This window comes from Allomuricauda sp. CAU 1633, from assembly GCF_017313225.1.
Classification (GTDB): Bacteria; Bacteroidota; Bacteroidia; order Flavobacteriales; family Flavobacteriaceae; genus Flagellimonas.
The window spans coordinates 519,891-539,198 of record NZ_JAFLNE010000001.1; the positions used below are offsets into that span (position 1 = coordinate 519,891).

The following is a 19,308-nucleotide window of genomic DNA, read 5'->3' on the forward strand; positions in this document are numbered from 1 at the left end:
TTTAGACGAAAACGGGTTTAATATTTTGGTCAATATAGACAATAATGACATTTTTAATGGTGAAATCCATCTCTTTTAGCACATCCGCATATTGGGTGATTTGTTCTTTGTGCGATGGCGATGGTTTTCCAGTTTTGTAGTCAATGATGTTGGCTTCTTTTCCTTTGATGGAAATCCGGTCTGGCCGAAGGGAAACCCCGTCTACCGTTAAGATTTCACGCTCATTAATGATTATGTAATCTTCTGAAAAATAAGGAATTAAATCCGGATGGGTGACTACATCCATCAGCTTTTGTTTAACTTCTTCCGAAGCGTCCTTTTCAAAATAACCATCTAATTGAAGACTTTCCACCACCTGCGGAACTTGATCAGCGAAATTAATTTTACTGAGCGCAAAATGAATCAGATTTCCAAGTTCAATGGCCTCTTTTCGTTCATCATCCCATAAGCGTCCAGAAGTGGTGGCAATGGTAAAGCCAGCATCATTTTTGGGTCGGGTAATGTAGCTGATATTGGTGTTTTTTTCAGTAGTTTTTTCTGAATCATCCTGTACTTCAGGAAAAGAGCCAAACGTATATTTCCCTTGTTCGTTTTTTGGGACGTTCTGCTGTTGTAGATAGACTTGAAATACATCGGAATACGAAGTGGCGCTTTCCATGGAGGTTAAATCTTTACCCGTTTCGGTGATGACAAAAAGTCCTTTTACAGGTCGTGTTAAGGCCACGTAGAGTACATTCATGGCGTCCAAGACCGATTTTTGCTCTTCATCCAAATAAATCTGGGCCGTTTCATCATTGTATTCCAATAGTTCCTTGTTGGTGTTGATTAGAAACTCTCCCAATCCCAATTCTTTTTCCGCTTCGGTGGCCGGCACCCACGATTTTTTTTTCTTCCGTTTATCATCCAAAAGGGCATTGGCAAAGGGAAAAATGACAAATGGGAACTCCAATCCTTTTGCTTTATGGATGGTCATGATACGAACTGCGTTCACATTATCCGGAGCGGCAATGGAAAGGGATGATTTTTTCTGCTCCCAATACTTCAAAAAAGAAAATATACTGGGACCTTCCCTTTTTTCAACCAGCAACACTTCATCCATTAAAAAAGTAAGATATGCTGTAGAGTCTCGGGCGAGATTAAATTGCACAATGGCATTTTCCAAAATAGTAAAGACCGATTGCCCCTTCAGTTGCGCCATGTGAAATCCAAACTGCTGGGAAAGAAAGGATTGGATTTGATTTATGTTTTTGGAAATAAAGCTATGCTTGTCTGCTTCATCTTCAGCTAAAAACAATAAAACCTGATAGGCGGCCTCACGGTCACTTCCATTTTCAAACAGCTTTAAAAGGGCAATTAAAAAAGTAATTTTGTCATTGTTATCCAGCAGCAACGCGTCCGAAGAAATAATGGGGATAGTATGTTGCGCCAGAAAATCGGCCAAGAGCATACCTTTATTATTGTCCCTTACCAGAATACAGATATCTGAATAGGGGTGTTTGTTCGAGGTGATTTCATGGATGGTTTCCAAAACCTGCTGGCAATAGACCTCGTCCTTATCATCAACCTTGTTATCCAAAAAAGCGAGTTGGATAAACCCTCCGGGCTTGTTATTGGTTTTTTGGTGCGAATCGTGCAAAAAGAGGCTTCGGTACGCTTCATTTTGAAGAACGGGGGCTGTGGCGGTAAAAAATGAATTGTTGAACTCCACAATTTGGTCAAAACTCCTCCAGTTGGTGTCCAGCGAATGTACCGTAGGTTCCACCACAAAAGGATGTGAATGTCCATTGATAAGATTCAAGAATTGTTCGGCCCTACCACCCCGCCAGCGATAAATGGCCTGTTTTACATCGCCCACCAAAAAGAGAGACCCTTTTTGATGCCGCTCGTTTTCACTTTCCAAAGCATTGCCAATGAGCGGAACTAGGTTTTCCCACTGCATTTGTGAAGTGTCCTGAAACTCGTCAATAAAATAATGGCGGTATTTTTCGCCCATCCGCTCATAAATAAAAGGTACGGGCTGGTTCTTGATTTCTTTGGACAAAATTGCATTCAGGGAAGATATGGGAACAATGTCGTTGTCCAATTCAATGTTATGGATTTCCTTGGCGATTTCGTTCAACACCGTCAGTGGAACAATGTTACCATAAATGTTCTTTAGGTAACTGCGGCGATACAGTTTTTGTTTGATGGACAAAAAGGCTTCCAAAATAAACTGCCCCAATATTGTGGCATCTCTTTTGTCGCTGGCCTTTAGAATTTTTCCCTCTTCCAGATTTTGCTCCAATTGGTTGTTGTAGAGCGTTTTGGTATTAAAATCTCCACCTTCAATTTTTTTAAAGTGATTGGGAAGCGTCTGCCGCGGAAAATCAGCAGCATCAAAACCTTGGTTTTGTATTTCCTGAAGTACCGATTGCGCCAACTTCTTCACTTTTTCTTCCAGAATATTGACCTGAAACATTATTTTTTTCTGGATGCCCTTAAAATCTTGAATGGACTTGGAACGAAGCAAATCAATATGAACGGCGTGGTTTTCCTGAAAAAGCAATTTGCCAATATCCAAAAGATCATAGGTAATGTTCCAGCTTTTGTCATCGTCGATTTTTTCAAGGGAAAAATCAATAAGCACCTCCGTGAGTTCTTTGTCCGTTCCGGCCCGTTCCAGAAGTCGCCCTACAGCTTCCTCCAAAAGCAGGTCGGTATCCAGTTCTACTTCAAAATTTTGGGAAAGGCGGAGATCCCGTGCAAAGGTTTTGATGAGTTTATGGTTGAACTTGTCGATAGTGGAAACCTCAAAAAACGAGTAATTGTGCAAAATTCGTTTAAGAACGATTTTGGATTTTTGTCGCAACTGATCTTCGGTCAACGAAAGCTCCTGGGAAAGTTCTTGGAATAATGACTCCTGTTTTATTGGGACAGGATTTTTTCCAAAGGAATAGAGATTGTCCAAAATTCGAGTTTTCATTTCATCCACCGCCTTGTTGGTAAAGGTAATGGCCAAAATTTGCCTGAAAGAGATAGGGGAATCGTTGGACAGTAACAATTTTAAGTACTCTTTGGCCAAGGCATAGGTCTTGCCCGAACCGGCCGATGCGCCATATATTTTAAAGTTGGAGTCTCCCAAGAAAACGTTTATTGCAAAATAAGAATTATCGATCTGAACTTAACACGGTTTTAGGTGAATATGTTTGTTAAAACCCGTATTTTTACATGAATCAAGTAATAACACAAAAACACAAAATTATGGCTTTTGAATTACCAAAATTACCGTATGCATACGATGCATTGGAACCACATATAGATGCTAGGACCATGGAAATCCACCATACCAAACACCACAATGGCTATACTACCAAATTGAATGATGCCATTGCTGGAACTGATTTGGATGGCAAGGACATTGAGGATATCTTGTCCAATTTGGATATGTCCAATGGTGCTGTACGAAACAACGGAGGAGGCTTTTACAACCATTCTCTTTTTTGGGAAGTAATGTCTCCCAATGGTGGAGGAGCCCCAACTGGCATTTTGGCTGCGGCCATTGATTCAGCCTTTGGCTCTTTTGAAGGTTTCAAAGAAAAATTCACTGCTGCTGCTGGAACCAGATTTGGATCAGGATGGGCTTGGTTGTGTGTACACGAAGGTGGGAAATTGGAAATCTGCTCCACTCCCAACCAAGACAACCCAATTATGCCGGGAGTAGAGTGTGACGGACAGCCTATTTTAGGATTGGATGTTTGGGAGCATGCCTACTATTTGAACTACCAAAATAGAAGACCCGATTATATTTCAGCATTTTTTAATGTGATCAATTGGGCTAAGGTTGCTGAGAATTACGAGGCAAGCAAATAGGTAACAATAACCTAAAGATATGAGAGCCGGGCACTTAGTGTTCGGCTTTTTTTGTGGGTGGATTTTTAGAATAGAAAAGGGCGAGGAAGCCCCCGCCCTTTTCGTCCCAAATCTTACCATAAACTTAACCTACTTATGCTATGGCGAGACTAAAATACTGGTATTGTGTAAAATAACAAAGGGTTTTAGATAAATTTTTGATTTTTCAATGAAAAAGAAAACGTGCAGTTCATCGATAAAATGGATAAATCGTTGGTAGTCAAATATAAAGAAGGCGGAGTATTCTCCGCCTTCTTTCCCCAAATCTTACCATGAACTTAACCTACTTATGCTATGGTTCTCCAAATGTACGCCAAGGGACCTTTTTCCCAACAAGCTTTTAGATGAAACTCCCTTTATTTGGTTGAACTACCAAACCTACCGCTTACATGTACTATAAATGAAGAAAAGGATTACGGGAAGTGATAAAAGAGAGATAAAAGGAGATGATGTTATGGATGTGTAGAAAATAAAAAAGGTGGAATAGCTTCCACCTTTTTTGCCCCAAATCTTACCATGAACTTAACCTACTTATGCTATGGCAATGCTAAAGTAGGTTTGCTACTTGCCCATCTTACAAAAACCCGTTCATCTACTCGTTTCATCGATAAAGTGCATGTAAATAGGTTGTATGCAAATACAAGATTAGTAGGCCCGTTGGTTTTTGCCCTCATAAAAGTTGATGAATGCCCTGTTCACAACCCTATTGCCGCCTGGGGTGGGATAATTTCCCGTGAAATACCAATCGCCCAAGTTTTTGGGGCAGGCTTCATGTAAGCTCTCAATACTTTGGTAAATGATGTCCACTTCGGCCTTTATGCCTTCTGGACTTAGAATTTCAGCTATTTTTTTGGAAATCTGCTGTGCGGTAAAAGGAGCATAAAATTCCTTAACGTAGTTTACCACATCCTTATCCTTGGTTTCTGTTTGGGTAAGACATTTTTCGTAGATTTCTTTTATCTTATCCGTTGTACCTGCTTCTTCGTGCAATGCTTTTGCTGCTTTAAAGGCCACAAAATCCTCTAGCTTGGCCATGTCAATCCCATAACAATCTGGATAGCGGATTTGCGGGGCTGAAGAAACCACAATGATTTTCTTTGGTGATAATCGGTCCAAAATTTTAAGGATACTCCTTTTAAGTGTAGTACCTCGTACAATACTATCATCTATTATAACCAAATTATCGTTTTGCTTTACGGAACCATACGAGATGTCATAAACGTGGGTCACCAAATCATCCCGACTGCTATCTTGGGTAATAAAGGTTCGCAGCTTGGCATCCTTGATGGCCACTTTTTCAATACGGGGGCGAACGTCCAATATTTTATGGAGTTCTTCTCGGGTAATATTGGGCCCCAATTCTATGATTTGTTCTTCTTTTTTGTTGTTGAGGTAATTTTGGGCCTCTTTTACCATCCCAAAGAACGAGGTTTCAGCCGTATTGGGAATATAGGAAAAGACGGTATTTTCCAAATCGTCGTCAATGGACTTCAAGATTTGTGGGAACACCAACTTCCCCAACATCTTTCGCTCCTGATAAATTTCTTTATCACTCCCTCTTGAGAAATAGATACGCTCAAAAGAACAGGCTTTACGTTCTGTGGGTTCCTGGATTTCCTTTGCCGAAAAACCGCCGTCCTTTTTAATGATGACCGCATGCCCAGGATCCAATTCCTTGACATCGTCATATTTTACATTGAACACAGTCTGGATTGCAGGCCTTTCTGAAGCAACAACCGCAATTTCATCATCTTGATAATAGTAGGCAGGTCGTATTCCTGCTGGATCCCGAATGACAAAAGCATCACCATGGCCCAACAGACCGCCAATGGTATAGCCCCCGTCCCAGTTTTTTGAAGCTTTTCTAAGGATTTTTGCCACATTCAATCGTTCCGCGATCAAAGGTGAGGCAGCCCTTTTATTATACCCTTCCTTCTTAATTTGTTTGTAGAGTTTGGCTACGGCATCATCCAAAAAGTGCCCAATTTTTTCCATTACGGTAACGGTGTCCGCCAATTCTTTGGGATGCTGTCCCAATTCGACCAAATTGCCAAAGAGTTCATCAACATTGGTCATGTTGAAGTTTCCGGCAACGATAAGGTTACGGTGCATCCAGTTGTTCTGTCTTAGGAACGGGTGAACACTTTCAATACTGTTTTTTCCAAAAGTTCCATAGCGCACGTGCCCCATCAACAGTTCGCCGATGTAGGGAATATGGCGTTTTTGCATTTCTACATCATCTTCATATTCGGGATGCTCTGCCATTACCGAATTGATTCGGGCATTGATCTGATCAAAAATATCTTGGATGGGCTGCTGTTGTGCAGACCTTACCCGACTCATGTAGCGCTCACCAGGCTGCATGTCCAGTTTAATACTGGCAAAACCAGCTCCATCCTGTCCCCGGTTGTGCTGTTTCTCCATCATTAGGTACATTTTGTTTACGCCGTAAAAGGCTGTACCGTACTTTTCTTTGTAATACTCCAGAGGTTTAAGCAAACGGATCAGTGATATTCCGCATTCGTGCTTAATCGCATCACTCATAACAAACCAATACTAAAAATGCCCCGAAAATTCAGGGCACAAATTTATGTTAATTCAATATTAAACTGGGTCAAATCCCTAAACTGCATCAGGCGGGCTTCTACCTCATGTTTTTGCAATTCCAGCATTCGTTCCGTACCAAATCGTTCCACACAGAACGAGGCTAGATTGGACCCATGTATAATGGCATTTTTCATATTCTCAAAGGATATGTTTCCCGTTTCAGCCAAATATCCGGAAAAACCACCAGCAAAGGTGTCACCTGCACCTGTGGGATCAAAAACTTCTTCCAACGGAAGGGCAGGAGCAAAGAAAATGTTCTCTTTATGGAACAACAAGGCACCGTGCTCTCCTTTTTTAATGACCACATATTTAGGTCCCATTTCCTGAATTTTAGCGGCCGCTTTCACCAACGAATATTCTTGGGTCATTTGGCGTGCCTCCTCATCATTAATGGTGATTACATCTATTTTTTTGATGACCTCCATCAGCTCATCCCAAGTATTGTCCATCCAAAAATTCATGGTGTCCAAAACGATAAGCTTTGGTCGTTCTTCCATCTGATTAATTACACTAATTTGGGTACTGGGATGCAGATTACCCAACATCACCACATCGGCATTTTTAAAATCATCAGGAACTACTGGGGTAAAATCTCCAAGAGTATTGAGTTCGGTGACCAAAGTATCCCTTGAGTTGAGATCATTGTGATATTTGCCTTGCCAAAAGAAGGTTTTTCCACCTTCTACCACTTCAATTCCAGAAATATCTATGTTTCTGTCTGTCAACAAATCCAGATATGCTTGTGGAAAATCATCCCCTACAACAGAAACTATGGCGGATTTTGTCTTGAACTGCGAAGCAGCCAATCCTATGAAAGGTGCGGCACCTCCCAAAATTTTACCAGTCTTGCCAAACGGAGTTTCTATGGCATCAAAAGCCACGCTACCGACAATCAGCAATTTGCCCATTCAATGAATTTTGGTGCAAATATACGCTTTGATATTCCATATTGGAATCATTGGCAAAGGATTTGGAAAAAAGAAGTGATAAGTTCAAGCTCAAAATCAAGTCTAAGTGCATTGGTCTTTTGTCTAACTTCTTTTATCTCTACTCTATAAATCCTTATTTCCTTCCAAAATCTGCTGGGATTTCACCCCATGCTTTGGTTTCCCATTTTACAATGGGGGTGGTGTAGCGATTTTTTTTCAACCAGTCTTCTGCACGTTCAATCAGTTCAAAAAGGACTACGTTTTTGGGACTCTTCTGCAATTTGGTGCCACACTTTCCTTTACGCACCCAACCAATGGCAATTCGGGAGTCCGAATACAGAATGCGATCACTTTTGTTTTTTTTCAGAAAAGCCAAACCATGTACCAGGGCCAAAAACTCGCCAACATTGCTGGTGCCTTGTTGAAAAGGTCCTTGATGGAACAAAACTTTTTTGGTTTTGGTATCCACCCCACGATATTCCATTTTCCCTGGATTTCCACTTGAAGCCGCATCCACTGCTATGGAATTGTAATTGGGGTTTCCAATTTTAAGGAGTTCTTCTTGGGTCAGCTCTGACTTTCCCTTGGGTTTACCCTTGTATTCCAAATAGTTACTGTTGAAGGCTTTTTTGGCTTCATCAAAAGTGCCAAATGATTTGTATTGAGCGCCCTTGAACCCTTCAATCTGTGCTTTGCAGTCATCCCACGACTCAAAAATACCAGGATGCTTACCTTTCCAGACCACATAAAACTTCTGCTTTTTCGCCATTATAAAAGGAGTTTCTCAATCACTTTAGGGAAATGCTCATATTCCAACTGGTGCACTTTTTCGGCAATGGTATCGGCATCATCCGAAGGTTCCACTGCAGTTTTAGCTTGAAAAATGATGGCGCCCTCATCATAATGCTCATTCACATAATGTATGGTGATACCGGTTTCGGTCTCTGCATTTTCCTTTACAGCCTGATGTACTTTGGCCCCGTACATGCCCTTTCCTCCATATTTGGGAAGCAAGGCAGGGTGGATATTGATGATTTGGTTGGGGAATGCCTCTATAATATTGGAAGGAATTTTCCAAAGAAAGCCGGCCAGTACGATTAAATCAGGCTGAAGACTTTTTAGGACTCCAACAATAGTATCAGATTTAATGAAAGCAATTTTACTAAAGTAAAACGAGGGGACTTCCAACCGGTCACACCGTTCCAAAACCTTTGCTGTTTTCTTGTTGGTAAGTACAGCAGAGACCTTTACCTGCGGATTTTCTTTAAAATAGGTGATGATGTTTTCGGCATTTGACCCGCTTCCCGATGCCAAGATGACAATTTGTTTCATCTGTTAGGAATTGATATGATTTTGGACTAACTTCAGGCGGCTAAAGTAAGATACTGAATCTTAAGATGTTTAATTTGGGGTACATTTTATCGACAAATAGTGTATTTAATCCAAAGTTTTATATTTTTGCCAACAATTAAATTTTTAAAACCACTATAATTATGTCAGACATTGCATCAAGAGTAAAGGCTATCATCGTTGATAAACTAGGTGTAGATGAGAATGAAGTTGTAGCAGAAGCTAGCTTTACCAACGACTTAGGGGCGGATTCCTTGGACACTGTTGAGCTTATCATGGAGTTTGAGAAAGAATTTGACATCCAAATCCCTGATGATCAGGCAGAAAACATTGCAACTGTTGGCCAGGCCATTAGCTACATCGAAGAAGCGAAGTAATTATATGATATATTACTAAAGATTATAAATTATCCATGTGATGATCGGCACATGGATAATTTTTTTTATAATTTAGGTTCAAAAGGGTAAAAAATAGTTCAATGCAGTTAAAGCGCGTAGTAGTTACCGGAATGGGAGCATTGACCCCCATAGGTAACAATTTGGAAGCTTATTGGGAAGGACTACGGACCGGAAAGAGCGGTTCTGCGCCCATCACATATTTTGATACGGAGAAGTTCAAGACAAAATTTGCCTGTGAACTTAAAGGTTACAATCCAGAGGATTTCTTCGACAGGAAAGAGGCCAGAAAGCTTGATAGGTTCGCTCAATATGCACTTGTATCTTCGGATGAAGCCATTGCTGATTCAGGAATAGACCTGAACGTTGTGGACAAATTTCGGGTAGGTGTTGTATGGGGTGCCGGTATCGGTGGTCTGGAAACTTTTCAGAATGAAGTGATCGGATATGCCGAGGGTGATGGAACACCACGTTTCAATCCTTTCTTCATCCCAAAAATGATTGCGGATATCGCTCCAGGGAACATTTCCATCAAACATGGATTTATGGGTCCAAACTATACAACGGTTTCTGCTTGTGCCTCCTCGGCCAACGCCATGATCGATGCGCTCAACTATATTCGTTTGGGCCATTGCGATGTAATTGTTACCGGAGGAAGTGAAGCCGCAGTGACCATAGCCGGTATGGGCGGATTCAACGCCATGCATGCACTTTCCACACGAAACGATAGTCCAGAAACGGCTTCAAGACCCTTCGACGCAACCAGAGATGGTTTTGTACTTGGAGAAGGTGGTGGAGCGCTCATTTTGGAAGAATATGAGCACGCCAAGGCAAGAGGCGCAAAAATTTATGCGGAGGTTTTAGGTGGCGGATTGTCCAGTGATGCCTACCACATGACAGCTCCACATCCCGAAGGGATTGGTGTGGTCAAGGTAATGGAAAATTGCTTGCAAAACGCTGGATTGAAACCAGAGGATGTGGACGCTATCAATACCCACGGTACTTCAACTCCGCTGGGAGATGTGGCCGAATTGAAAGCTATTTCCAAAGTTTTTGGCGACCATGCACCCAACATCAACATCAATTCCACAAAATCCATGACTGGGCATTTGCTGGGAGCTGCCGGAGCCATTGAGGCCATAGCTTCCATATTGGCCATGGAGCACAACATGGTGCCTCCTACCATAAACCACACTGTAGTGGATGAGGAAATTGACCCTTCCCTCAACCTGACCTTGAACAAGGCTCAGAAACGGGAAGTCAACGTGGCCATGAGCAATACCTTTGGGTTCGGAGGGCACAATGCCTGTGTTTTGTTCAAAAAAATAGAGTAGTTTTGTACACATGAAGCTCACCTCTAAAATATTCAATTCCCATCCGAAAACGGATGGGGATTTTTTTTTAGGGATCAAAAAAATCCTTGGTTTCAAGCCCAAGGATATTGAAATCTACAAGAAAGCTTTTCTGCATCGTTCCGTAAATAAAAAAGATGCAGAGGGGAACCCCATGAATTATGAGCGTTTGGAATTTTTGGGCGACTCCATGTTGGGAACTATAATTTCAAAGCATTTGTACAACGAAGTTCCTGAAGGGGATGAAGGCTATCTCACCAAAATGCGATCAAAAGTAGTGAGCCGAAAGCACTTGAATGAATTGGGCAAGGACCTCAATCTTTTGCGTTTTGTGGAAAGTAGGATTCCCAAAACCCATTTTGGGGAAAACATCCACGGGAATGTCTTTGAAGCTTTGGTAGGTGCCATTTATCTAGATCGCGGGTACGCGTATTGTGAAAAGTTTATCAATGAGCGGGTCATAGAGCCCTACGTGGACATTGAACAGTTGGAAGGTAAGGTCATCAGCTACAAGAGCTTGGTCATAGAATGGTGTCAAAAACAAAAGAAATCCTTCAACTACCATGTGTATGAGGACACCGGAAATGACGAGCTAAAACATTTTGCCGTTAAGCTTACCATTGGCGATCGGGTTATGGCAAAAGCGAGGGCCACCTCCAAAAAGAAGGCAGAGGAAAAAGCTTCCAAGAGAGCGTATTTTGCACTTCAGAACAAAATTGAAAACCAGTAACTTTAAATAAAGGTAAATTCAAACGTTTTCGTTGCGTTTATGAATGTATTGTCTTGTTTCAACTAGGCAGTCAATAGGATTAAGAGTATATTTACAGTTCGTGTTAAGGGCATGTTGACAACACATAAGATATCAGCAGATTTTTATGATGACAGTTTTAAGCTCATCGCCATACACAGTAATTTGGAGGATTATGCCATGACCTATGCCATAAATGCCAACTGCGGATTGCATTTGAAGAGGATGGCAAAAGACCTTCACCTTGATGAAAATCTATTATTTTCTGTGTTTGATTGGGACGATGAAATGAATGACATCTACTGGACACTGATATCCAACAAATGTGTTGTTGAAGAAGTTATACCTTCGGGGGGATTATTTGAGAGCAATGTTTCCGTACGTACCAACCATTTGGTAAAAGAGCGGAAAGAGGTCGACTATTTTTTAAAAGTTGATGCTGCGGATGAATCAGCATTCGCACAAAAAGTAAAGTCGATCAATAAAATATCCAAGGTCATAACCGCATATCCCATTGACACAGAAACCTTAAAATCAAAAAGAAATTTAATCTTTTAACAATGCCAACTAGAAAGAAGACTAAAATTGTAGCAACGTTGGGCCCTGCCACCAGTAAAAAGGAAGTGCTCAGAGATATGATTGAGGCGGGAGTGGATGTTTTTCGAATAAACTTTTCGCATGCCTCTTATGATGATGTTACAGAGCGTATCAACATGATACGGGAGTTAAATGAGGAATTGGAGGTAAATACATCAATACTTGCAGATTTGCAGGGCCCCAAGCTTAGAGTGGGTGTTATGGGTGGCGAGGCCGTTGTGGCCCCTGGGGATGAAATCACCTTTGCCACCGGGGAACCTTTTGAGGGTACTGCGCAAAGGGTGTACATGAACTACAAGAATTTCCCCATTGATGTTAAACCGGGAGAGCGTATTTTGTTGGATGATGGAAAGCTCATTTTTGAGGTAAAATCCACAAATGGAAAAGATGAAGTAACGGCAACCGTAATCCAAGGGGGGCCCTTGAAATCCAAAAAAGGGGTGAATCTACCCAATACAGATATTTCTTTGCCTGCATTGACCAAGAAGGACATAAAGGATGCTATTTATGCCATTGAGCATAAGGTAGACTGGATTGCACTTTCCTTTGTACGTCATAGCCAGGATTTGATCGATCTTCAGGAATTGATCAACAAGCATACCGACCACAAGATTCCTATCGTGGCCAAGATAGAAAAGCCTGAAGCCGTAGATAATATTGATAAAATTGTGGCCTATTGTGATGGATTAATGGTAGCCCGCGGGGATTTGGGGGTTGAAGTGCCCGCACACGAAGTGCCCTTGATTCAGAAAAAATTGGTGCTCCGCGCCAAAAAAGCCAGGATTCCCGTAATCATCGCCACGCAGATGATGGAAACCATGATTACCAGCCTTACACCAACCCGTGCCGAGGTGAACGACGTCGCCAACTCCGTGATGGACGGTGCCGATGCGGTGATGCTTTCCGGGGAAACCTCCGTTGGTAATTACCCCGTTCAGGTTATCGAAAAAATGACAAGCATTCTATCCAGTGTGGAGGGTTCCAGTTTGATTAAGGTTCCACAAAATCCTCCGCATATAAGGACTAAAAGATACATTACCAAATCTATTTGTTACCATGCCGCGTCCATGGCGAATGATATTCAAGCAAAGGCCATTTCTACATTGACGAACAGTGGTTATACGGCCTTTCAGATATCTGCATGGAGGCCCAGCGCCCACATTTTGGTGTTTACCTCCAACAAAAGAATCTTGACGCAATTGAATTTACTTTGGGGAGTCAAGGCCTTTTACTATGACAAATTTGTGTCCACAGACCAGACCATAGAAGATGTGAACCAGATTGCCTGCAAGAAAGGTTACTTGGGGGTTGGCGATATGCTCATCAGCCTTGCGGCAATGCCCATAAAGGATAAAGGAATGGTAAACACCCTACGGGTGACCGAGATAGAATCCTGTAATTTTTAAGCAACTTCTTTTTCAAAGGCGATAAAGTTGACCAACTTTCCGTCTTTATCCCAAATAGGGGCCCCTTTGATTTTACATTGATATGGGGCTCCATTTTTTTTGTAGTTCACCAACACAACTTCAAAAGGTGTTCTACTTTTGATGGCTTTTGAAATAACTTGGGTGGTTTTTGGACAGGTGTCCTTTCCTTGGAAAATTTTGGGCTTTTCACCAATGATTTCCTCTGGTTTATACCCATTCATGAAGTACATGTTCTGAGTGGCGTACACAATATTTATATCTGCATCGGTTACTACCACCGTATGATTTTTATCCATGATTTCTTGATGGAACGGGAAAATCACTTTCCATTTTCCTTGCTTGGAAAGAGAACTTAAATTTGTAATGTCCTGCATGTTTCGAGAGATGCTGTCAAAAAAAGAAGCGTAAAAATCCAAGGAAGCAATAGGTGAACCTCCCAATTTCATTTCGCCATAAAATTGAGTTATGGCTTCTTCATAAAAAGGTGCTTTCATACCCAATACTATAAAATTGGTAAAATGTGTACAAGAGATTAACACTCTTGTTTAATATTTTATTTGATAACGAACAGCTTACACCCTGTAAGTATGAACAAAAAGGGAGGACTAAAGCACCAGTAACGGAACAATCGACCCATGAAATACGAATACAAAGATTCCAGATTAGGGGCCATTTTGGGCTTTACCGAAGACATCAAAAAAGACCAAGAACGATTTTCCATTACAGCAAAAACCATTAAATTTTTGTGGAACCGGAATGATTGCCCCCTTACCATTCAGATTGATGGGATGGAACTGGAGTTGGCTCCCAATCAGATGGTAACCGTTACATTTTTACAACACGTTTCCTATTCAGAAACACACCTACCTCTTTCCGCTATTCTTTTTAATAGAGAATTTTACTGTGTATTCGATCATGATAGTGAGGTTTCTTGTAATGGTATTTTGTTTTTTGGCACCCAGGATATTCCCATTATCAGTATTCCAGAAGACCAGCTGAACAAGTTCAATCTATTGCACGATATGTTCATTGAGGAGTTTTCTACCCCAGATAACATTCAAGGTGATATGCTGCAGATGCTCCTTAAAAGAATGATCATAATGAGCACGCGTTTGGCCAAGGAACAGCTCATTGTAAAAACATTGGGAAATGATCAAATAGACACCATCCGCAGATTCAATTTTTTGGTAGACCTCCATTACAAGACCAAGCGAAGGGTGAGTGATTATGCCGAAATGTTGTACAAATCACCCAAGACGCTTTCCAACCTCTTTTCCATATACAACCAAAAATCGCCACAGCAGATTATCCTGGAGCGCATAGCCCTGGAAGCGAAGCGACTTATCAATTACACTGACAAACAAAATCAGGAAATAGCGTACGATTTGGGGTTCAATGACCCGGCACATTTTAGTCGATTCTTCAAAAAAATGACCCAAATGACCCCATCGGAGTACCGAGAAAACCTACTTGTCTTGGCCTAAGGGAAAATTCGTCAAGCCAACGGGAAATCCCTCCTAACACCTGCCTTCTTTTCCACAGCATCTTTGCCCTGTAATTTAAAAACAGACAAAAGATGAAACCTTCGGAAAAATCCATTTTCAATCTCATAGAGATTTTTAGAACGCCACAAAAAGTTGAGGCGCAACCTATAAAAGCGTCAGAGCATTGTGAACAAAAATACCATCACGATTTCTACTGTGATGCAGAGAAACCCTTTGTACAGACTTTTTAATCCATATATAATTCATTTTAAAATTTAAAATCATGAGCACAATTAATGTTCTTAAAAGAGAAGAAGTAAGTCCAGCCAATCAGGCTATTTTTGACAATTTGGAAAAAGCCGTAGGCTTTGTTCCCAACCTTTATGCCACCTATGCCCACTCAGAAAACGCTTTGGGTAATTATTTAACTTTTGCCAATGCCAAGACCTCATTAAAGGCCAAAGAAAAAGAGGTGGTAAACTTAGCAGTGAGCCAAGCCAACAACTGTTTGTATTGTTTGTCTGCGCATACCGCCATTGGTAAAATGAACGGTTTTACAGACGAGCAGATTTTGGAATTGAGAGCTGGGAAAGCCTCCTTTGACCAGAAGTTGGATGCTTTGGCACGTTTGGCCAAAAACATTACCGAAAACAGAGGCGCAACAGACGCCCAAGTGTTGAACAACTTCTTTGCAGCCGGATGGACCAAGGAAAATTTAATTGATACCATTGTATTGGTGGGAGATAAAACCATTTCCAACTATATCAATAATACTACAGAGATTCCCATCGATTTTCCTGTGGCACAGCCTTTGGAAGCGGTGGAAGCTTAATTTAAATAGGATTAGAACTAAAAAGTCCTTTCAATTTTGGAAGGACTTTTTTTATGCCAGTTCAGCATCTACAAAAAGAGAAGAAGCTATGTTTTTGGCGGTATAGATGGGCCAATCGTTTTTAAAAAGATGACTTTCTGTAATGGCACTTTCGTATAACAAGTAAAGTCCACCGGAAATTTTCTCTGTTTCCGCCCTGGAAATATTGGGAATGTTTTCCCCTACAACTTCTCCCAAATACAAAAGCAGGTCTTTTTTCTGTTTTTGGATGACTCCAAGTATCTTTTTCTGTTTCGGGGAAATCTCACCCAAGGTTTTCTGTGCCCAGCAGCCTTGAAAATTTTCTTCGCGATACATATCCTGTAACAACTCAAACAAAGCCAATAGTTGGTTTTTACCGGATTTTCGGCGGCTTACATAGCCTTTTAGAGACTCCATAAAAGCGTCATGGCGTTGTTCCAGATAGGCAACACAAATATCTTCCTTGGATTTAAAATGGCTGTAGAGCGTGGCCTTGGCAATATCACACTTTTCGATAATCTCATTGATGCCCGTGGAATTATAACCCTGCATATAAAAAAGATTGCCGGCAGTGGTTATGATATGTAGGTGCAATTCAGGACGTTGCATAGTATAAATATGGCATAAAATTATAGGGGCTGCACACACAAAGTAAGCAAGAAAATAGTTTATGGCAATTCAAAAATCAAATTTTAGTTGAATGAACATCGATTCGATGAGGAAACCATTTAATATAATTACTAACGGTGTGTGTCTTTCATATAACCCATAACTGTTTAAAAGCGTGCAGATTGTAAACAATTTCCTATATTGTATACTTCAATTTATCAATCAATTAATTAAAACAGTCAAAATGAAAAAATTAGTAATAGCCTTATTAATAGGGCTTTTTTGTGCACCCATAAACTATGGGCAGGGTTTCCAGTTTAAAGCGGATGATATTGACATCCCTTACAAAAAATTCACACTAAAGAACGGACTAACACTTTTGGTACATGAAGACCATAAGGCACCCATTGTTGCGGTGAACGTTTGGTACCATGTGGGATCTAAGAATGAAAAACCCGGGAAAAGTGGGTTTGCCCATCTTTTTGAGCATTTGATGTTCAATGGAAGTGAAAACTATAATACCGATTATTTTCAAGCTTTGGAAAGTATTGGAGGTACAGACCTTAATGGCACAACCAACACAGATAGGACCAATTACTTTCAAAATGTTCCGGTTTCAGCCTTGGATCAAGTTTTGTTTTTGGAATCCGACCGTATGGGGCATTTACTCGGCGCTATTGACCAAGAACGATTGGACGAGCAAAGAGGGGTTGTACAAAATGAAAAAAGACAAGGGGAAAACCAGCCTTATGGAATGCAGTGGGATTATTTAACCAAGGCCATGTATCCAAAGGGACATCCATATTCATGGACTGTGATTGGGGAAATGGAAGATTTGAACGCGGCTTCTTTGGAAGACGTTCAAGAGTGGTTTAAATCGTACTACGGAGCGGCAAATGCAGTTGTTGCCATTGCTGGTGATATTGATGCGGAAGAAGTCCATCAAAAAGTAATCAAGTATTTTGGGGACATTCCTTCAGGGCCAACTGTAGAACGACAGGAAGTTAACATTCCCAATAAGATTAATGATTCTTATCAGGTATACGAGGACCGCGTTCCAGAGACAAGGGTACTTTTTGCATGGAACACCCCTCAAGGTGGCTCTAGGGAAGACCTTCATTTTGATTTGATTTCAGCCATTCTGAGCAGTGGAAAAAATTCAAGGTTGTTTAAGAAATTCGTCTATGAAGACCAGTCAGCAAGTGCAGCTGTTTCTTTCCAAGCCACCAGCGAAATAGCTAGCCGGTTTGTAACCTGGTTAAATGTAAAGCCAGGAAACGATGCCGAAAAACTGGAAAAGGAGCTTTGGGAAGAAATCGATAAGTTCATCAAAGAAGGCCCTACCGAAGAGGAACTCAAAAGGGTAAAAGCAAGCTATTTTGCCAATTTTATAATGGGTCTTGAACGGATAGGCGGCTTTGGGGGAGTTTCAGATATCCTAGCGTCTAATCAAACGTATCATGGGGATGCTTCGTACTACAAAACAAGATTAAAATATGTTGAAGAAGCCACGGTAGCGGATTTACAGAAAACGGCTGCTAAATGGCTTTCAAAAGGCAAGCACGTTTTGGTGTGTAAACCATTTCCAGAATATAGTGTTGAGGAATCTACTGTGGACAGAAGTAAACTGCCAGAACTTGGACCCCAAAAAAGCTCAAAATTTCCAGAATTGCAACGGACCCAATTGTCCAATGGGCTCAATGTGGTTTTGGCCCAGCGTAAAGGGGTGCCTACCATTGTGATCAATTTGGTTACTGATGCGGGTTACAAAACCGATTATTTATCCAGTCCCGGTACTGCTCGGTTGGCCATGAACTTGATGGATGAGGGAACCAAGGACAAAACTTCACTGGAAATAAACGAGCAACTGCAGTTATTGGGAGCATCGTTGAGTACTTTTTCGAACCAAGACCAATCCAATGTATATATGTCCACCCTAAAACCAAGCTTGGATGCCAGTTTGGACCTCTTTTTGGATGTAGTGCTCAATCCAGTATTTCCAGAAAAGGAATTTGAACGCTTACAGAATGAACAGATCAATGATATTAAGCAAGAAAAGGCCCAGCCAATTACTATGGCTTTACGGGTAATGAACAAATACCTTTATGGGGAAGGACACCCATACAGTTCCCCATATACGGGAACAGGGTATGAAGACTCCGTTTCAAATTTGACAAGGGATGATATGCTTGCGTTTTATAACAACTGGTTCAAGCCCAACAATTCCACGATTATTGTTACAGGCGATGTTGAGATGGATGAAATAAAGGCTAAACTGGAAAAGACATTAGGCAAATGGAAGCGAGGAGATGTACCACAAATTACTTTCAACAAGCCAAGCACCAATTCCAAGAACACCCTTTACCTAATGAACAGGCCTGAATCGCAACAATCGGTTATCATAGCAGGTCATTTGACCGAAAAATACGGTGATGTTTCCGAAATAGCCTTAGAGCAAATGGTAAGTATTCTTGGAGGTGATTTCACATCCCGAATCAACATGAATTTAAGGGAAGATAAACACTGGTCTTATGGCGCAGGAGGTTTTGTTATTGGTTCCAAAGAGGAGCGCCCATTTATTGTGTATGCTCCGGTACAAACTGATAAAACGGCGGAATCTGTAACGGAAATACGAAAAGAAATATCAGAGTTTACCTCCACCAGACCTGCAACTGCCCAGGAACTTGAAAAAGTAAAGACCAATCAGGTATTGAGACTGCCTGGTCAGTGGGAAACCAATAGTTCTGTAAATGGTTCGGTCAGGAACCTTGTCAGATATGATTTGCCCGATGATTATTACCAAAAGTATGATCAAAATGTAAGGGGACTTTCGTTGGACGACATTAAAACTGTGAGCAACCAAGTAGTAAAACCAGAAGAGGTTAACTGGTTTATGGTGGGTGATCGAGCAGAGATCATTACAAAATTGGATGAACTCGGCTTTGATGATATTATAGAAATTGATGCCGATGGTAATCCCATTAAACCTGCGATGGACCAAATTGAATCGGACATGAGAAATTAGAAAAGGAACCTCCCAACCGGGAGGTTTTTTGTTTCTAAGGTGGA

The 19,308-nt window shown here is 41.2% G+C and carries 17 protein-coding genes; 10 read left to right on the top strand and 7 right to left on the bottom strand.

Features of this window, described 5'->3' with window-relative positions:
• Position 1: 1 nt before the first annotated feature.
• Positions 2–3,121 carry a UvrD-helicase domain-containing protein gene (locus tag J0X14_RS02300; protein ID WP_207096136.1) on the bottom strand — a complete coding sequence of 1,040 codons (3,120 nt, stop codon included), beginning with the start codon at positions 3,119–3,121 and terminating at the stop codon, positions 2–4.
• Positions 3,122–3,240: 119 nt separating this feature from the next.
• On the opposite strand from J0X14_RS02300, the gene J0X14_RS02305 reads away from it, so the two are divergent.
• Complete coding sequence (locus J0X14_RS02305) at positions 3,241–3,849, top strand: superoxide dismutase (protein ID WP_242527921.1); 609 nt, start codon at positions 3,241–3,243, stop codon at positions 3,847–3,849.
• A 684-nt stretch (positions 3,850–4,533) separates the two neighbouring features.
• Here J0X14_RS02305 and J0X14_RS02310 read toward each other — a convergent pair.
• From J0X14_RS02310 to purN, 4 genes are all read right to left on the bottom strand, one after another.
• Entirely contained in the window at positions 4,534–6,432 is a 1,899-nt protein-coding gene (locus J0X14_RS02310; RefSeq protein ID WP_207096137.1) for an amidophosphoribosyltransferase, read from the bottom strand.
• Between the two features lie 44 nt (positions 6,433–6,476).
• Positions 6,477–7,403 (bottom strand): PfkB family carbohydrate kinase, encoded by a 927-nt coding sequence (locus J0X14_RS02315; RefSeq protein WP_207096138.1) that lies wholly within the window; start codon positions 7,401–7,403, stop codon positions 6,477–6,479.
• Between the two features lie 154 nt (positions 7,404–7,557).
• Positions 7,558–8,193, bottom strand: a complete 636-nt coding sequence (locus tag J0X14_RS02320; RefSeq protein WP_207096139.1) for a viroplasmin family protein — start codon at positions 8,191–8,193, stop codon at positions 7,558–7,560.
• Positions 8,193–8,756, bottom strand: a complete 564-nt coding sequence (gene purN / locus J0X14_RS02325) for a phosphoribosylglycinamide formyltransferase (RefSeq protein ID WP_207096140.1) — start codon at positions 8,754–8,756, stop codon at positions 8,193–8,195. The genes J0X14_RS02320 and purN overlap by 1 nt, the downstream gene beginning before the upstream one ends.
• Before the next feature lie 161 nt (positions 8,757–8,917).
• Between purN and J0X14_RS02330 the strand changes: the two genes are divergently transcribed.
• The 5 genes from J0X14_RS02330 to pyk all read left to right on the top strand — a co-directional run bounded on the left by J0X14_RS02330 (position 8,918) and on the right by pyk (position 13,272).
• Positions 8,918–9,151, top strand: a complete 234-nt coding sequence (locus J0X14_RS02330) for an acyl carrier protein (protein WP_009778413.1) — start codon at positions 8,918–8,920, stop codon at positions 9,149–9,151.
• A 101-nt stretch (positions 9,152–9,252) separates the two neighbouring features.
• On the top strand, positions 9,253–10,503 hold the full coding sequence (gene fabF / locus J0X14_RS02335) for a beta-ketoacyl-ACP synthase II (RefSeq protein WP_207096141.1): 1,251 nt from the start codon (positions 9,253–9,255) through the stop codon (positions 10,501–10,503).
• Between the two features lie 10 nt (positions 10,504–10,513).
• Entirely contained in the window at positions 10,514–11,251 is a 738-nt protein-coding gene (gene rnc / locus J0X14_RS02340; protein WP_207096142.1) for a ribonuclease III, read from the top strand.
• A gap of 111 nt (positions 11,252–11,362) precedes the next feature.
• Positions 11,363–11,827, top strand: coding sequence for an IPExxxVDY family protein (locus J0X14_RS02345; RefSeq protein ID WP_207096143.1), 465 nt, complete (start codon positions 11,363–11,365; stop codon positions 11,825–11,827).
• Positions 11,828–11,829: 2 nt separating this feature from the next.
• Entirely contained in the window at positions 11,830–13,272 is a 1,443-nt protein-coding gene (gene pyk / locus J0X14_RS02350) for a pyruvate kinase (RefSeq protein WP_207096144.1), read from the top strand.
• Here the strand turns inward: pyk and J0X14_RS02355 are convergent.
• Positions 13,269–13,787 carry a PAS domain-containing protein gene (locus J0X14_RS02355; protein ID WP_207096145.1) on the bottom strand — a complete coding sequence of 173 codons (519 nt, stop codon included), beginning with the start codon at positions 13,785–13,787 and terminating at the stop codon, positions 13,269–13,271. The two genes, pyk and J0X14_RS02355, sit on opposite strands and share 4 nt — an antisense overlap.
• 141 nt (positions 13,788–13,928) lie before the next feature.
• On the opposite strand from J0X14_RS02355, the gene J0X14_RS02360 reads away from it, so the two are divergent.
• From J0X14_RS02360 to J0X14_RS02370, 3 genes are all read left to right on the top strand, one after another.
• A complete protein-coding gene (locus J0X14_RS02360) occupies positions 13,929–14,777 on the top strand; it encodes a helix-turn-helix domain-containing protein (RefSeq protein WP_207096146.1) in 849 nt (282 codons plus the stop codon).
• Positions 14,778–14,869: 92 nt separating this feature from the next.
• Positions 14,870–15,028, top strand: a complete 159-nt coding sequence (locus J0X14_RS02365; RefSeq protein ID WP_207096147.1) for a hypothetical protein — start codon at positions 14,870–14,872, stop codon at positions 15,026–15,028.
• Between the two features lie 32 nt (positions 15,029–15,060).
• Positions 15,061–15,609, top strand: a complete 549-nt coding sequence (locus J0X14_RS02370; RefSeq protein WP_207096148.1) for a carboxymuconolactone decarboxylase family protein — start codon at positions 15,061–15,063, stop codon at positions 15,607–15,609.
• Between the two features lie 51 nt (positions 15,610–15,660).
• Here J0X14_RS02370 and J0X14_RS02375 read toward each other — a convergent pair whose 3' ends face one another.
• Positions 15,661–16,239, bottom strand: coding sequence for a TetR/AcrR family transcriptional regulator (locus J0X14_RS02375; RefSeq protein ID WP_207096149.1), 579 nt, complete (start codon positions 16,237–16,239; stop codon positions 15,661–15,663).
• A 244-nt stretch (positions 16,240–16,483) separates the two neighbouring features.
• On the opposite strand from J0X14_RS02375, the gene J0X14_RS02380 reads away from it, so the two are divergent.
• Positions 16,484–19,264, top strand: coding sequence for a M16 family metallopeptidase (locus J0X14_RS02380; protein WP_207096150.1), 2,781 nt, complete (start codon positions 16,484–16,486; stop codon positions 19,262–19,264).
• The last annotated feature ends 44 nt before the right edge of the window (positions 19,265–19,308 follow it).

What these genes read in the sequence shown, in the direction of transcription:
- J0X14_RS02305 (WP_242527921.1), top strand. Translation starts at nt 3,241, where the DNA reads ATGGCTTTTGAATTACCAAAATTACCGTATGCATACGATGCATTGGAA.
- J0X14_RS02310 (WP_207096137.1), bottom strand. Translation starts at nt 6,432, where the DNA reads ATGAGTGATGCGATTAAGCACGAATGCGGAATATCACTGATCCGTTTG.
- J0X14_RS02315 (WP_207096138.1), bottom strand. Translation starts at nt 7,403, where the DNA reads ATGGGCAAATTGCTGATTGTCGGTAGCGTGGCTTTTGATGCCATAGAA.
- J0X14_RS02320 (WP_207096139.1), bottom strand. Translation starts at nt 8,193, where the DNA reads ATGGCGAAAAAGCAGAAGTTTTATGTGGTCTGGAAAGGTAAGCATCCT.
- purN (WP_207096140.1), bottom strand. Translation starts at nt 8,756, where the DNA reads ATGAAACAAATTGTCATCTTGGCATCGGGAAGCGGGTCAAATGCCGAA.
- J0X14_RS02330 (WP_009778413.1), top strand. Translation starts at nt 8,918, where the DNA reads ATGTCAGACATTGCATCAAGAGTAAAGGCTATCATCGTTGATAAACTA.
- fabF (WP_207096141.1), top strand. Translation starts at nt 9,253, where the DNA reads ATGCAGTTAAAGCGCGTAGTAGTTACCGGAATGGGAGCATTGACCCCC.
- rnc (WP_207096142.1), top strand. Translation starts at nt 10,514, where the DNA reads ATGAAGCTCACCTCTAAAATATTCAATTCCCATCCGAAAACGGATGGG.
- J0X14_RS02345 (WP_207096143.1), top strand. Translation starts at nt 11,363, where the DNA reads ATGTTGACAACACATAAGATATCAGCAGATTTTTATGATGACAGTTTT.
- pyk (WP_207096144.1), top strand. Translation starts at nt 11,830, where the DNA reads ATGCCAACTAGAAAGAAGACTAAAATTGTAGCAACGTTGGGCCCTGCC.
- J0X14_RS02355 (WP_207096145.1), bottom strand. Translation starts at nt 13,787, where the DNA reads ATGAAAGCACCTTTTTATGAAGAAGCCATAACTCAATTTTATGGCGAA.
- J0X14_RS02360 (WP_207096146.1), top strand. Translation starts at nt 13,929, where the DNA reads ATGAAATACGAATACAAAGATTCCAGATTAGGGGCCATTTTGGGCTTT.
- J0X14_RS02365 (WP_207096147.1), top strand. Translation starts at nt 14,870, where the DNA reads ATGAAACCTTCGGAAAAATCCATTTTCAATCTCATAGAGATTTTTAGA.
- J0X14_RS02370 (WP_207096148.1), top strand. Translation starts at nt 15,061, where the DNA reads ATGAGCACAATTAATGTTCTTAAAAGAGAAGAAGTAAGTCCAGCCAAT.
- J0X14_RS02375 (WP_207096149.1), bottom strand. Translation starts at nt 16,239, where the DNA reads ATGCAACGTCCTGAATTGCACCTACATATCATAACCACTGCCGGCAAT.
- J0X14_RS02380 (WP_207096150.1), top strand. Translation starts at nt 16,484, where the DNA reads ATGAAAAAATTAGTAATAGCCTTATTAATAGGGCTTTTTTGTGCACCC.